The sequence below is a fragment of the Plantibacter flavus genome, assembly GCF_002024505.1.
Taxonomy (GTDB): Bacteria; Actinomycetota; Actinomycetes; order Actinomycetales; family Microbacteriaceae; genus Plantibacter; species Plantibacter flavus_A.
In genome coordinates, this window is sequence record NZ_CP019402.1 from 287,597 (window position 1) to 300,894 (window position 13,298).

Consider the following 13,298-nt stretch of genomic DNA (forward strand, 5'->3'; position numbering starts at 1 on the left):
ATCACCCGCGCGGCGAGTATCGGGGTCAGGCCGGACCTCAGCGCCTCGGGATCGTGGAACCGCGGAGGACGAGGCGGCCCGGCAGGTACTCGACACCCTGCGCGACGTCCGTGCCCTCGATCGCCTCGAAGATGCGGGTGGCGGCGAGTCGGCCGAGCTGTTGCAGGTTCGCGTCGATCGACGACAGCTCCGGCCGCGAGTTGGTGGCCAGGATCTCCCAGTTGTCGAAACTGACGACGGCTACGTCGTTCGGGACGTCCCGCCCGAGGTCGCGGACGGTGTCGAGCACGCCGCGGGCGATCTGGTCGGATCCGGCCACGATGCCGTCGATCTCGGGGTGCTGGGCGAGGAGCATGGCCGCCGCATCCCGACCCCAGTGCTCGGTCCACTCCGAGAACATCGGGGTGCCGACGAGGTCCAGACCCGCCGCGGCGAGGGCGTTCTGCACGCCCGTCACGCGGTCCCTGGCCGCCGCGTACTGCGGTTCACCCGTGATCATCGCGATGCGGGAACGCCCGCACGCGATCAGGTGCTCGACGGCGAGGCGCCCGCCGTCGCGGTTGTCGGGGGTGATCGACACGTCGGTCGGGTCGTCGGACGGCGCGTAGGCGTAGACGACCGGGACGGGCAGTTTGTGGCCGAGTGAGGGGCGTGGGTCCGTCGTGCGACCCACGACGATGATGCCGTCGACGCGCCGGGTGAGGAGGGCGTTCAGATGGTGCTGCTCGCGGATGGCGTCCCCGCGGGCGTCGCACAGGAACACGTTCACCTGCCCGGCGCCGAACGCGTCCTCGGCGCCCATGAGGATGGGGATGACGAAGCGGCCCTCGAGGTCGCTCGTCAGGAGGCCGACGGTGCCGGTGCGCCCGTTGATCAGGCTCCGGGCGAGTTCGTTGGGGGTGAAGGCGACCTCCTTCGCGGCGTCGAGCACCCGCTGCCGGGTCTTCGGGGCGACCTCGCTCCGTCCGTTGATGGCCTTTGAAGCGGTGGCCATCGAGACGCCTGCGATCCGGGCGACGTCGCCCAAGGTCGCCGCTCGGCCGGGGGTACCGGTTGCCGAAGCACCGACATCACTGTCTGGCATTGCTCCCCCTCTTCGTTTCCGAAACGTTACCGGACTTCGCTCTTGACGCTACACCGATCCCAGGCTAGCTTTACCGAAAGGCGTTTCGACAGTTTCGAAAACCTCCCATGTACCGCCGGGCCCGACCGGTCCGCTCAACGATGAGTCAGAGGAGTCACCATGCGCAGCACGCACACCAGACGGATGCAGCGGGTCGGAGGGGTGTTGGCCGCCAGCGCCCTCCTCGTCGGCCTCGCCGCCTGTTCCTCCGGGGGCGGTGGCAGTTCCCCACTCGCCAGCGCCGGGCCCGAGGGCGTCGACGACGGCTCCGAGCTCACGCTCTGGACCCGCGCCCCACTCGAGAAGCAGGCGAAGCTCCTCGTCGAGGCCTACAACGCCTCGCACGAGAACCAGGTGAAGCTCACCGTGGTCCCGAACGACGACTACGTCGCGAAGGTCGGTGCGGCGGCCGGCTCCGACAGCCTCCCCGACCTGTTCGCCGCCGACATCGTGTACGTCCCGAACTGGGTCGAACAGGGCCTCTTCCAGGACCTCACCGCGAACATCGACGGGCTCGACTTCAAGGACGAGATCAACCAGGGCCACCTCGCCGCCGGCACCGCGGACGGCAAGGAGCACGTCCTGCCGTTCGTCCTCGACCTCTCGATGCTGTTCTGGAACAAGGAGCTCTACAAGGAAGCCGGGCTCGACCCCGAGCAGGGCCCGACCACACTGGCCGAGTTCGCCGAGGACGCGAAGGCCGTCCAAGCTCTGAACAAGCCCGACACCTACGGCACCGCGACCGGCCTCAACTGCGGCGGTTGCCTCGTCTTCACCTGGTTCCCCAGTGTGTGGGCCGACGGCGAGCAGGTCATGAACGAGGAGGGCACCGAGTCCCTCCTCGCCGAGGACGGCGCCAAGGAGGTCTACAGCACGTGGGCCGACCTCTGGAAGTCGGGCGCCGTGCTCCCGTCCTCGAAGGACGAGGCCGGACCCACCTGGACCGCCGGCTTCACCGAGGGCAAGGTCGGCGTCATGCCGTACCCGGCGACGCTGCTCTCATCCACCCCGTTCGACGTGGGCGTGTCCGGCATCCCGGGCCCGAAGGGCGGCGACTCGACCTTCGTCGGCGGTGACGGGATCGGCGTCTCGAAGGACAGCAAGAAGGCCGCACAGTCGTGGAACTTCCTCAGCTGGCTGATGTCCGAGGACGCGCAGGTCGGTGTCCTCGCGAAGGACAACGACGTCGTCTCCCGCTCCGACCTCGCCGAGAACGAGTACTCGAGCAAGGACCCGCGCCTCGTCACGATCAACGAGGTCGCCTCGAAGGGCGACACCCCGTACTCGCTGAACTTCCAGGAGGCCTTCAACTCGCCGACCAGCCCGTGGCTGACGCTCGTGCGGAACGCGGTCCTCGAGGGCTCCGACACGGTCGACGCCGACAACGACGCGATCACGGACGTGCTCTCGCAGTAGTCCGATCCGCCGGTGCGCCGCCGCATCCATCACCGCGACGGCGCACCGGCATCCACTCGTCTTGAAAGGTCCACCCATGAGTACCACCCTCGCCAGACGAGGCCCGACGGACTCGGTCGGTGCCAGGAAGCGTCGCGCCGTGCACGCCCGCACCGGCTGGTTGTTCGCGCTCCCCACCGCCGTGTTCGTCATCCTCCTGTTCCTCGTCCCGCTCGGTCTCGTGTTCCAGATGGCCGCCTCCGACTGGCCGCTCCTCGGTGGCAACCAGGGGTGGAACCTCCCCGAGAACTTCCCCAAGGCGATCGACAACCGGTTCTTCCTCGACTCGGTGGTCTTCACACTCAAGTACACGGCCATCGCGACGGTCCTGCTCATCGGCCTCGGCCTCGGCCTCGCGCTCCTCGTGCAGGAGTCCAGCCGGTGGAAGGGCTTCCTCCGCACCGCGTTCCTCATCCCGAGCGCCCTCGGCCTCGCCTCGGCGTCGCTCCTCTTCTACGTGCTGTATTCGCCGATCGCGGGGCCCTTCGCCGACCTCACGAAGGCCATGGGCTTCACCTTCCTCGGGACCCCGGACGCGGCGCTCTGGTCGACGGTGTTCCTCATCGTCTGGCGCTTCGCCGGGTTCTACATGCTGCTCATGCTCGTGGGCCTGCAAGGCATCCCGGAGGAGGTCTACGAGGCGGCGCGCATCGACGGCGCGTCACGCTGGCAGACCTTCCGCGACATCACCGTCCCGCTGCTGAAGCCGACGCTCGCACTCACGACGGTGATGTGCGTCACCGGTTCGCTGCTCGCGTTCGAGCAGTTCTACATCCTCACCAAGGGCGGGCCCGACAACAGCACGATCACCATCGTCCAGCTCATCTACAACGTGGCGTTCCAGGGCCCGAACAACCTCGGCGTCGCCGGCGCGCTGTCGGTCATCGTGCTCGCCGCGCTCATCGTCATCAACATCGTGCAGATCCGCGCGTTCAGCAAGAAGGTCGAGGACTGAGCATGACCATCACCCGAAAGGAACCGGCCACCGTCACCTCGACGATGCCCGACGTCCGTGGTCACGGGCGCACGCGCGGCCGCGGACGCGACGGGAAGCCGACGAACGTCTTCGGTATCGCCATCCGGATGCCGTTCTGGATCTTCACCGCGGCGCTCGCCGTGATCTTCCTCTACCCGCTCGTCTGGACGGCCATCCGTTCGGTGTCGCCGCTCGCCGGTACGAACCAGACCGAGGGGTGGGGGCTCGGCAACTACATCACCCTCGCCGGGTACCAGGACGGCATCCTGCAGTACATCGGCAACTCGGTGTTCGTCTCGTTGCTGACCGTGATCCTCACGCTCGTCATCTCGCTGTTCGGCGGGTACGCGTTCGCGAGGTTCCAGTTCCGAGGCAAGAACGCCCTGTTCCTCGCCACCATCGCGATCCTGATGGTCCCGTACGCGACGCTGCTCATCCCGCTCTACGTGCTGCTCAACCTGGTCGGGCTCTCCAACTCGCTCGTCGGCGTGGCGCTCGTGCTCACCATGTTCCAGCTGCCGTTCTCGACCTTCATGATGCGGATCGCGTTCGAGTCGATCCCGAAGGAGCTCGACGAGGCCGCGATGGTCGACGGCTGCACGTCCTGGAGCGTGCTGTGGAAGGTCCTCGTGCCGGCCGTGAAGCCAGGGCTGATCACGGTCGGCCTGTTCGCGTTCCTCGCGGCGTGGAACGACTTCATGGCGCCACTCATCCTCATCAACGACTCGGCGAAGATGACCCTGCCGCTCGCGGTCTCGAACCTGCGCGGCCAGGTCCAGGGCGTCGTCGACTACGGCGCGACCGAAGCCGGCGTCGTGGTCCTCGCGCTGCCGTGCATCCTCCTCTTCCTCATCCTCCAACGTCACTACGTGCGCGGCTTCATGTCCGGCGCCTTCAAGGGGTAACCATGAGCACCACCACCAGCACCACGCCCACGACGCCAACGACGTCGGTGACCGTCGCAGCCCCGGTCGTCCCCACCACCGGCGCGCTCACGCCGCTCGGCCTCGACGAGGTGCGCATCACCGACGGCTTCTGGGCCGACCGCCAGCAGGTCAACGGCACGGCGACGCTGCCGCACGTCGAGCACTGGCTCGAGCGGGAGGGGTGGCTCCGCAACTTCGACCTCGCCGCCGCCGGGACCCTTCCGGAGGGGCGCCGCGGACGCGAGTTCGCCGACTCCGAGGTCTACAAGTACCTCGAGGCCGTCGCGTGGGAGCTCGGACGGCTCGGCGGTGATGAAGCGCTCGAGTCGCGGTTCCGCGCGATCGTCGACCGGGTCGCCGCCGCGCAGGAGGCCGACGGGTACGTGAACACCCGCTTCGGTCGCCCGGGTCAGGGTGAGCGCTGGTCGGATCTCGAGTGGGGGCACGAGCTGTACTGCCTCGGCCACCTCTTCCAGGCGGCCGTCGCCCGGGAGCGGACGAGCCCGGGCTCCGACGACGGGCTCCTCGGGATCGCGACGCGGGCTGCGGACCTCATCTGCGAGGTCTTCGGCACCGACGGCATCCAGTCCGTGTGCGGGCACGCCGAGGTCGAGGTGGGGCTCGCAGAGCTGTCACGGGTGACGGGCGAGCCGCGCTACCTCGAACTCGCGTCGCTGTTCGTCGAGCGTCGCGGCACCGGCGTGCTCCAGGACATCGAGTGGGGCCGCGCGTACTTCCAGGACGACGTGCCGATCCGCGAGGCGGAGGCGTTGCGGGGCCATGCGGTCCGCGCGAACTACCTCGCGGCCGGTGCCACCGACATCGCGGTCGAGCACGGCGACGACGGCCTGCTCGACGCGCTCCGCGGCCAGTGGGGCCGGACGATCGCGCGCCGCACCTACCTGACCGGCGGCCAAGGATCGCACCACCAGGACGAGGCGTTCGGCGAGGACTTCGAGCTGCCGTCCGACCGCGCGTACTCCGAGACCTGTGCGGGCATCGCATCGATCATGTTCAGTTGGCGGCTGCTGCTCGAAGACCGCGACGTCCGCTACGCCGACCACATCGAGCGCGTCCTGTACAACGTCGTCGCGACCTCGCCGTCGGCCGCCGGCACCGCGTTCTTCTACGCCAACACCCTGCACCAGCGCACGCCGGGGGAGTCGAGTCCGGACGACGAGGTTTCGCCGCGGGCGTCGTCCTCCGAGCGTGCGCCGTGGTTCGACGTGTCGTGCTGTCCACCGAATGTGGCTCGGACGCTCGCGAGCCTGGCGGCGTTCGTCGCCACGAGCGACGACCACGGCGTGCAGATCCACCAGTTCGCGTCGGCGACGATCGACACGGTCATCGACGGCGAGCACGGAGGGCGCTTCCGTGCGGAACTCGCGACGGACTATCCGCGATCCGGCGTCGTCACCGTGCGCATCGTGGAGGCGCCGAGCGGACCGGTGACCGTCTCGCTGCGCGTGCCGTCGTGGGCTGATGACGCGGTGGTGACCGTCCGACCCTTCGACGGTGCCTCCGTGGATCGTGCCGTCACCCCTGGTTACGCCGACGTCGAGCGGTCCTTCGTCCCCGGTGACGTCGTGGAGCTGACGTTCAGCGTCCGTCCGAGGGTCACCCTGCCGGATCCTCGCGTGGACGCCATCCGTGGCAGCGTCGCGATCGAGCGCGGACCCGAGGTCTACTGCGTCGAGTCGGTGGACCTCCCGGGCGGTGACGAGACGATCGCCCGCATCGAGGTGGGGGAGGGTGTCGTCCCCGTCGAGGACGCGGACGGTCGGCTGTCGATCGAGCTGCGCACCCGGAGTCTCGCCGACACCGCCTGGCCGTACGGCGACGCCTTCGTCGCGACGGGAGCCGACGAGACGTTCACCGCGAGCATCGCGCCGTACCATTCCTGGGCCGAGCGCGGGCCGTCCACGATGCGTGTCTGGATCCCGATCGCCCGGGCGTGAGGGCGAAGCGCGTCATACTGGTGTCTCGTCGACCAGCGATCCGGAAGCAGCCATGACGTATCCTCCGAACCCTCAGGTCCCTTCTGGCCAGCCGCCGTATGGCCAGGCACCCTACGGCCAGGCGCCGTACGGCCAGGCGCCGTACGGCCAGGCGCCGTACGGCCAGCCGCAGTGGGTCGCGCCCCCGCCCCGGGGCGCCAGCTCGCCGGACGACCTGACGCTGCCGCTCTACGGGGCGACGTTCCGTCAGGCGACCAAGCGGTTCTTCAAGCAGTACGCGAACTTCTCGGGTCGTGCATCGCTCAGTGAGTACTGGTGGAGTTCGCTGCTGACGACGCTCCTGATGCTCGTCCCGACGCTGCTGATCACCGTCGGCGCGATCATGACCGCTGTCTCCGCGGCAGCGGCCGCTGCAGAGGAGCGAGACCTGTCGGGGAGCGGATACGACTTCGCGGACCCTGGGCCCATGGGGTTCGGCGTGCGCGTCCTGCTCATCGCCGGCGTCGTGCTGCTGCTCGTCGCCTGGGTGGCGCTCATCGTGCCGAGTCTGGCGATCGCCTGGCGGCGCCTGCACGATGCAGGGTTCCCCGGCCCCTACTACTTCCTCACCCTCGTGCCGTCGGTCGGGAGCATCATCGTCCTCGTCCTCATGCTGCTGCCGTCGAAGCCCGAGGGGCAGCGCTTCGATCGTCCGGCGCAGGTGCCGTCCGCGCACTGACGCCGCAGCAGACGAGCCTCACTGCGGTAGTGCGGCGACCTTCCGCAGCAGGACCTCACGCTCGCGGTCGTTCGCTGCGAGGTGCGCGGCGGTCAGGAGGTCCGAGCGCGCCTCCTCGTCGTCGTCCTCCGCGCCGGTGCCGGTCCTGCCGGCGCCGGTCATGTCCGTCTCGCGCCGGTCGTGCTCAGGCCGGGTCGACCGCCGGCTTCGCCGCACCTTCCTGCGCCCGCCACTCCTTCTCCTTCTGGAGGTACTCGTTGTCTGCGTGGTCGGCGAAGTCCGTCTCGTCGGTCACGCGGCGCACCTCGATCTTGTTACCGGGGCCGAGCGGAGCGCGGCTCGCCCATTCGATGGCCTCCTCGCGCGTGGCGACGTCGATGGTCCAGAACCCGTTGAAGAGCTCGTGGAGTTCGCCGTAGGGGCCGTCGGTGACGATCGGCGCCTCGGTCGTGAACTCGACGACGGCACCCTGCGCGGCATCGGTGAGTCCGTCGCCGCCGACCATCACGCCGGCGTTGATCATCGACTCGTTGTAGGCGCCCATCGCGTTGATGACCGCTTCGAAGTCCATGTCCTCGGGTTTCTCGACGGACCCGCTGTTGCGCATGATGAGCATGTATCTCGACATCGTCTTCTCCAGTCGTCAGGGGCGCCGATCGCCCGCCTCACTCTGACGTCGAACGGCGAACACGGAGATCGACATCACGGTCAGAATATCCTCGGCGGGTACCCGACGGGGAGGGTGAACGGAGCGCGGCGGTCAGGTGTCCGGCCGGAGAACAGCGGCGGACGGACGTCGAAGTTCACAGCCCAGGCAACAACTGTGGGTCGATACTGGGTCCATGGCAACTGAGATCGACCACGAAGAGATCATCCGTCAGCTCACCGCGAAGTTGAGCGAGAAGTACTCGGGGGTCGATTCCGCTCGGATCGGTGAGCTCGTGCGCGAAGAGGTCAGCGCGCTCGCCGAGCGTCCGGTCCAGGATTACGTGACCGTCCTCGCCGAGCGTGCGGTCAAGAAGTCGCTCAAGCGCTCCGAGAAGTAGCGGTCCCGGCTCGAGTCGGACTACGGCCGGTCGGGTCTGCTCGTCAGCGCCTCGATCGCGACCACGATGACGATGCAGACGACGAGCAGGGTGAACACGTTCGGGTTCAGGGTCAGCGCGTAGAGGACGACGGCGATCAGAACGAGGACACCCATGATGACGATCGCGCGGCGTGGTGATCTCCGCCTCGTCCGGTCCAGGTCTGCCATGGTGCCCCCTCGCTGATGGTCGGTCGAATCTCCAGACGATGAGTGCCCGGCCACTCGCGCGTCCAGTCTCAGTCGGTAGACTCACCTCGGGTACTTTTGTCGACGAGTCGACAGAAGCGGTTCCGTGCCGTGTAGACAGGTGGGGAAGCGCCCGTCGGTGCCCGCCCGAAGCTACGAAGGAGTACCCATGAGCGCACCGTCCGTGCAGCTGTACACCGTCCGCGACGCCATCGCCGAGGACCTGCAGGGCGCCGTCGCCCGCATCGCCGAGATCGGTTTCACGAAGGTCGAACCCTATGCGTTCGTCGAGCGCGCGGCCGAGTTCGAGGCCGCCTTCGCCGCCGCCGGTGTCACGGCCCCGTCCGGCCACGCGCCCGTCATCGACGCCGCCGACCCGGCGGTCGCGTTCGACGCGGCGTCGCGGCTCGGGATCGGGACGGTCATCGACCCGTTCATCCCCACCGACCGCTGGCAGACCGCCGACGACGCCGCACGTCTCGCCGAGCGCGTCAACGAGCTCGCCGTCCAGGCGGCGGCGTCCGGCCTGAAGTTCGGTTACCACAACCACAACTGGGAGTTCTCGACCCACGTCGACGGGCGCCCGATCTTCGAGCTCTTCGTCGAGCAGCTGTCGCCCGAGGTCGTTCTCGAGATCGACACCTTCTGGTCGACGGTCGGCGGAGCGGACACCCCGGCGTTCCTCCGTTCGCTCGGGGACCGCGTGCAGTTCCTGCACATCAAGGACGGCATCATCTCCGGTGACATCGCCACCGCGCTGCCGAGCAGCGAGAGCGCGCTCGTCGTGCCTGACGCGCTCGCCCAGGCGTTCGCGAACCAGCAGCCCGCGGGTCAGGGCCAGGTCGACATCCCGGCGATCCTCGCCGCCGCACCGCACGCGACGCGTGTCGTGGAGTTCGACGGCTACAGCAAGGAGATCTTCGGCGGCGTCGCCGAGTCCTACGCCTGGCTCGCCGAGAACGACAAGTAGGCGCGCGGCACCTCGACAGGCTCGGTGACCGGGGGCCCGTTCCCTGAGCTGCGCCGCACTGAGCCTGTCGAGGTGTCGAAGGGCCCGCGGGGATGCGTGTTCTAGGCGTGGACGAGTGTTCGGGGCACTTCGACAAGCTCAGTGACCGGGGTCGGTTCGGCGGCCGGCACTCAGAACGGCGGAACTGATTCCGGTTCCGTGCGGTGTCGCTTGCCGTCGGGTGTGGTCCACTCGAGGACGCCATCGGGTCGATGGTCGAGCGACCACCCGGGCAGATGCTTCAGTCGGTGGTGATGCCGGCAGACGCACGCCAGATTGCCGACACTCGTGGTGCCGCCGTCGGCCCAGGCGACGGAGTGATCGAGATCGCACGCCCGAGACCGTCTCCCGCAACCCGGTGCGCGACAGGTGACGTCGCGCAGGCGGACCGCTCGCTGCAGATCTGCCGGCACGCGGTACTGCTGCCGCCCGACCGAGACCACCGCACTCGTCTCCGGGTGCGTGAGCACCCTCGTCATCGAGGGGCGTTGACCGCGAGCCGCGCCGCGGTCTCGGGGTCGATCGGGCCGTAGCCGTCGAGGGTCGCCGGGGCCTCGCTCAGCCCCAGGAGGCTGAGCACGGGCACGGTGAGGTTCACCGTGGGCTGGATGTCGTCGAGCACCTCCACCGGCCGGGCGATCGGTGAGCGCCGGCCCTCGGGGTCGGTCTGGTCGGCCGAGGTGGTGCCGCTGATGCAGAGCGAGCCGAGCGCGTCGGCGCGCAGCTGTTGACAGGTGCGGTCGTCGTCCGTCAGGTGGGCGGCACCGACGAGCGCGTCGAGGCGTTCTCCGATCGCGACGGCGACGGGCGCCGTGGTGAACAGATGAACCCACGCCATGCCGTCTGCTGCAGGCTCGATCTCCACCCGACGGTCGGCCTCCGACCTGGCCGCCCGCACGGTGATGGACTCCGGGTGCAGGCGCTCGCGGAGGGTGCGGGCCTGGTGTTGCAGTCGTGCGACGGTGGACTGCTCCGCGATGGAGAGGACCGTTTCGAGGAACGCGGCTCGCCCGTGCACCGGGATGTCTTGGAGTTGGTCGGTGATGGTCCGCGCGTGCCGGCTCGAGATGCGACCGTCCTCCAGCGCACGGAGGACGGCCGGGGCATCGGCGACGAGCCGCTCGGCATCGCCGGTGGCTCGATGCAGGGTCTGCTCGGAGGCACGCGTCGCCATGGCGAGCGTTGCACAGGTGGAACGACGGATGAGCGCCTTCCGCTGTGCGGGCGTCTCGTCGTGCGACACGAGGCTGTCCGCCATGGCGTCGGCCAGGGCTGCCGACCTCGCGAGGAGACGAGCCTCCCGGGCGTCGAGTGCTGCACGCTCGCGCGCGATGCCGGCGAACTCGTCGGACAATTGCGCGAGGCGCTCTTCGAAGACGTCCACCGCGCGCAGCGGGAGCGTGGTGGAGGTCTCGGTCATGACTCCAGTCCACCACGGACCACTGACATTCGAGATGGTCAGTGACGAGGGCCCGACGGATTCGACGAGCGGTCTGGATGTGGAGCGGGGTCGCACTTCGACAGGCTCAGTGACCGGTTGTGTGGCTCAGTGAGCGGGACCCCGGTCCCTGAGCTTGTCGACGGGCGCGATTGGTGACCGGGAATCCGGTCCCCGAGCCTGTCGACGGGCGCCCGAGCCCGCTCCTCGCTCAGCCGCCGAGCGGGGTCCGGATCACGCGGAACGCACCCGCCGGGATGACCACCGCACCCGAGACCACCGGCTCGCCCGTCAGGAGCTCGACCGCACCGGTCGTCGTGAGCTGCGCATCCTCGTCGCCATGGTTGATCGCGATCGTGAACGAAGCCTCCTCGCCCCAGCGGGTCACGATCTCCAGCCCGAGCGGCGGTACCGGCGGCGCGTCGACGGCTGCCTGCTCCAAGGCTTCGGACAGCAGCTCCGACAGTCCGGCCTCATCGAGCTTCGTGGAGACGTACCAGGCGGTGCCGGCGCCGAACCGGTTGCGGGTCACCGCGGGCTGACCGGCGGCTGGGCCGGTGATGTAGCCCGACACGACCTCGGCTCCCTCGAGCACGATGTCGTCGCTCCAGCTCGAGCCGGTCCGTCCGTCGTCCAGCTGGACGGTCTCGCCCTCGTGCAACGGCAGGAACTCCGGGACCGAGAGGCCCAGCACGCGACGGAACGCTCCCGGCGCGCCACCCTCCCAGACGGCGTCGTGCTCGTCGACGACGCCCGAGAAGTACGACACGACGAAGGCGCCGCCGCCCTCGACGTACGCGGTGAGGTTCTCGGAGGTCTCGCGGTCCGCCAGGTACAACGACGGGGCGAGGACGAGGCGGTAGCCGCTCAGGTCGTCGTGCGGGTGCACGAAGTCGACGGTGACGCCAGCCCGCCAGAGGGCGGCGTAATAGGCCTCGACGCGCTCGCGATGGTCGAGCTCGACCGACGGGCGCCACTCGAGGTCCTGGGCCCAGAACGACTGCACGTCCCAGAGGATCGCGACCTCGCTGCGCACCCGGGAGCCCACCAGCTCGTCCAGTTTGCCGAGGTCGTGACCGAGCGCCATGACCTCACGCCAGATGCGACTCTCCGTGCCGGCATGGGGGAGCATCGCCGAGTGGAACTTCTCCGCGCCGTATCGCGAGGCGCGGAACTGGAAGTAGAGGATCGCGTCGGCCCCGCGGGCCAGGTGGCTGGCGCTGTTGCGGGCGAGTTCGCCTGCGCGTTTCGCGATGTTGCGCGGCTGCCAGTTCACCGCCGAGGTGGAGTGCTCCATGAGGATCCACGGGTCGCCGCCGGCGAGCGAGCGGGTGAGGTCCGAGTCGAGCGCGAGCAGGATGTGGTTGTCCTCCCGCTCCGCGACGAGGTAGTAGTCGTTGGCGACGATGTCGACCTCGCGGCTCCAGGCCCAGTAGTCGATCGAGCGGCAGTTCGTGGCCATGAAGTTCGTCGTCACCGGGGTCTCCGGTGCGTACCGCCTGATGATGTCGCGCTCGGCGACGTAGCACTCGAGCAGGATGTCCGAGGTGTAGCGGGCGAAGTCGAGTCGCTGCGTCTGGTTGACGACGGAGGCCGAGACGCGCGGTGCGTCGATCTCGTCCCACTCGCCGTAGTCCTGGCCCCAGAAGCGGGTGCCCCAGGCGGCGTTGAGTGCCTCGAGCGAGCCGTAACGCCGCTGCAACCACGTCCGGAAGGCGAGCACCGAGCCGTCGGAGTAGTCCTCGCTGATCGGTGCGCCGTACTCGTTGTGCACGTGCCAGAGGACGACAGCCGGGTGCGATCCGTAGCGGGCGGCGAGCTGCTCGGTGATCGCGGCTGCAGCGCGACGGTAGGCGGGGGAGCTGGGGCTCGCGATGCCGCGTGAGCCGTGGCCGAGCCGCAGTCCCTCGCGGGTGACCGGGTGAGCCTCGGGGTGGCGCTTCCAGAACCAGGCCGGTGGCACCGTCGTCGGCGTCGCGAGGTCGACCGAGATGCCGGCCTCGTGCAGCAGACCGATGATGTCGTCGAGGAAGCTGAAGTCGTATTCGCCCTCGCGCGGTTCGAGGACCGCCCAGGAGAAGATCCCGACGCTCACGAGGTCGACACCGGCCGCCTGCATGAGGGCGATGTCCTCGAGCCAGGTCTCCCGCGGCCATTGCTCGGGGTTGTAGTCGCCGCCGTAGCGGAGGCCGGTGGTGCCGGGGATCCAGGTGGCCCGTGCGGTGAGCGGGTCGAGCTCGATGGTCATGCTGCGTCTCCTGTGACTCAGTGGGCCGAGAGCGGATCCATTCGATCGCCTGGCTGTGTGCGCTCCCAGTTCTATCACAGACTCGGACAACAGGTTTCGCAGGATTTTCGATGTTGACAACGTGAAACGGTTGTGAATAACTGTAACCGCTCACAGGTACAACGGCGTTCTCCA

Annotated in this window: 14 protein-coding genes; 7 read left to right on the forward strand and 7 right to left on the reverse strand. The window is 68.8% G+C overall.

What is annotated here, in order from left to right:
- Positions 1-37: 37 nt before the first annotated feature.
- Positions 38-1,084 carry a LacI family DNA-binding transcriptional regulator gene (locus BWO91_RS01300; RefSeq protein WP_079000686.1) on the reverse strand — a complete coding sequence of 349 codons (1,047 nt, stop codon included), beginning with the start codon at positions 1,082-1,084 and terminating at the stop codon, positions 38-40.
- Positions 1,085-1,243: 159 nt separating this feature from the next.
- On the opposite strand from BWO91_RS01300, the gene BWO91_RS01305 reads away from it, so the two are divergent.
- The 5 genes from BWO91_RS01305 to BWO91_RS01325 all read left to right on the forward strand — a co-directional run bounded on the left by BWO91_RS01305 (position 1,244) and on the right by BWO91_RS01325 (position 7,156).
- The gene (locus BWO91_RS01305; protein ID WP_079000688.1) at positions 1,244-2,539 is read left to right on the forward strand and encodes an ABC transporter substrate-binding protein; all 1,296 of its coding nucleotides are present in this window, start codon (positions 1,244-1,246) and stop codon (positions 2,537-2,539) included.
- 76 nt (positions 2,540-2,615) lie between these two features.
- The gene (locus tag BWO91_RS01310) at positions 2,616-3,533 is read left to right on the forward strand and encodes a carbohydrate ABC transporter permease (RefSeq protein ID WP_064295793.1); all 918 of its coding nucleotides are present in this window, start codon (positions 2,616-2,618) and stop codon (positions 3,531-3,533) included.
- Positions 3,534-3,535: 2 nt separating this feature from the next.
- Entirely contained in the window at positions 3,536-4,459 is a 924-nt protein-coding gene (locus BWO91_RS01315) for a carbohydrate ABC transporter permease (protein WP_346425816.1), read from the forward strand.
- 2 nt (positions 4,460-4,461) lie between these two features.
- On the forward strand, positions 4,462-6,438 hold the full coding sequence (locus BWO91_RS01320; protein ID WP_079000690.1) for a glycoside hydrolase family 127 protein: 1,977 nt from the start codon (positions 4,462-4,464) through the stop codon (positions 6,436-6,438).
- Between the two features lie 52 nt (positions 6,439-6,490).
- Positions 6,491-7,156 carry a DUF805 domain-containing protein gene (locus tag BWO91_RS01325; protein WP_079000692.1) on the forward strand — a complete coding sequence of 222 codons (666 nt, stop codon included), beginning with the start codon at positions 6,491-6,493 and terminating at the stop codon, positions 7,154-7,156.
- Between the two features lie 18 nt (positions 7,157-7,174).
- Here the strand turns inward: BWO91_RS01325 and BWO91_RS19515 are convergent, their stop codons facing one another.
- Complete coding sequence (locus BWO91_RS19515; RefSeq protein ID WP_153303341.1) at positions 7,175-7,318, reverse strand: hypothetical protein; 144 nt, start codon at positions 7,316-7,318, stop codon at positions 7,175-7,177.
- Positions 7,319-7,340: 22 nt separating this feature from the next.
- Positions 7,341-7,784 (reverse strand): YciI family protein, encoded by a 444-nt coding sequence (locus BWO91_RS01330; RefSeq protein ID WP_079000694.1) that lies wholly within the window; start codon positions 7,782-7,784, stop codon positions 7,341-7,343.
- Positions 7,785-7,998: 214 nt separating this feature from the next.
- Here BWO91_RS01330 and BWO91_RS01335 point away from each other — a divergent pair, with 214 nt between their 5' ends.
- Complete coding sequence (locus BWO91_RS01335) at positions 7,999-8,202, forward strand: three-helix bundle dimerization domain-containing protein (RefSeq protein ID WP_064295795.1); 204 nt, start codon at positions 7,999-8,001, stop codon at positions 8,200-8,202.
- 20 nt (positions 8,203-8,222) lie between these two features.
- On the opposite strand, the gene BWO91_RS19520 is transcribed toward BWO91_RS01335, so the two are convergent.
- Positions 8,223-8,411: a hypothetical protein gene (locus BWO91_RS19520; RefSeq protein WP_153303342.1), complete on the reverse strand. Its 189-nt coding sequence runs from the start codon at positions 8,409-8,411 to the stop codon at positions 8,223-8,225.
- Positions 8,412-8,598: 187 nt separating this feature from the next.
- On the opposite strand from BWO91_RS19520, the gene BWO91_RS01340 reads away from it, so the two are divergent.
- Positions 8,599-9,399, forward strand: a complete 801-nt coding sequence (locus BWO91_RS01340) for a sugar phosphate isomerase/epimerase family protein (RefSeq protein WP_079000696.1) — start codon at positions 8,599-8,601, stop codon at positions 9,397-9,399.
- Between the two features lie 170 nt (positions 9,400-9,569).
- Here the strand turns inward: BWO91_RS01340 and BWO91_RS01345 are convergent, their stop codons facing one another.
- The 3 genes from BWO91_RS01345 to BWO91_RS01355 form a co-directional block, all read right to left on the reverse strand.
- Positions 9,570-9,917, reverse strand: coding sequence for an HNH endonuclease signature motif containing protein (locus tag BWO91_RS01345; protein ID WP_153303343.1), 348 nt, complete (start codon positions 9,915-9,917; stop codon positions 9,570-9,572).
- Positions 9,914-10,858, reverse strand: coding sequence for a DUF222 domain-containing protein (locus tag BWO91_RS01350; RefSeq protein ID WP_079000700.1), 945 nt, complete (start codon positions 10,856-10,858; stop codon positions 9,914-9,916). Before BWO91_RS01350 ends, BWO91_RS01345 begins: the two co-directional genes overlap by 4 nt.
- Before the next feature lie 229 nt (positions 10,859-11,087).
- Positions 11,088-13,124 (reverse strand): beta-galactosidase, encoded by a 2,037-nt coding sequence (locus BWO91_RS01355; protein ID WP_079000702.1) that lies wholly within the window; start codon positions 13,122-13,124, stop codon positions 11,088-11,090.
- Positions 13,125-13,298 lie beyond the last annotated feature (174 nt).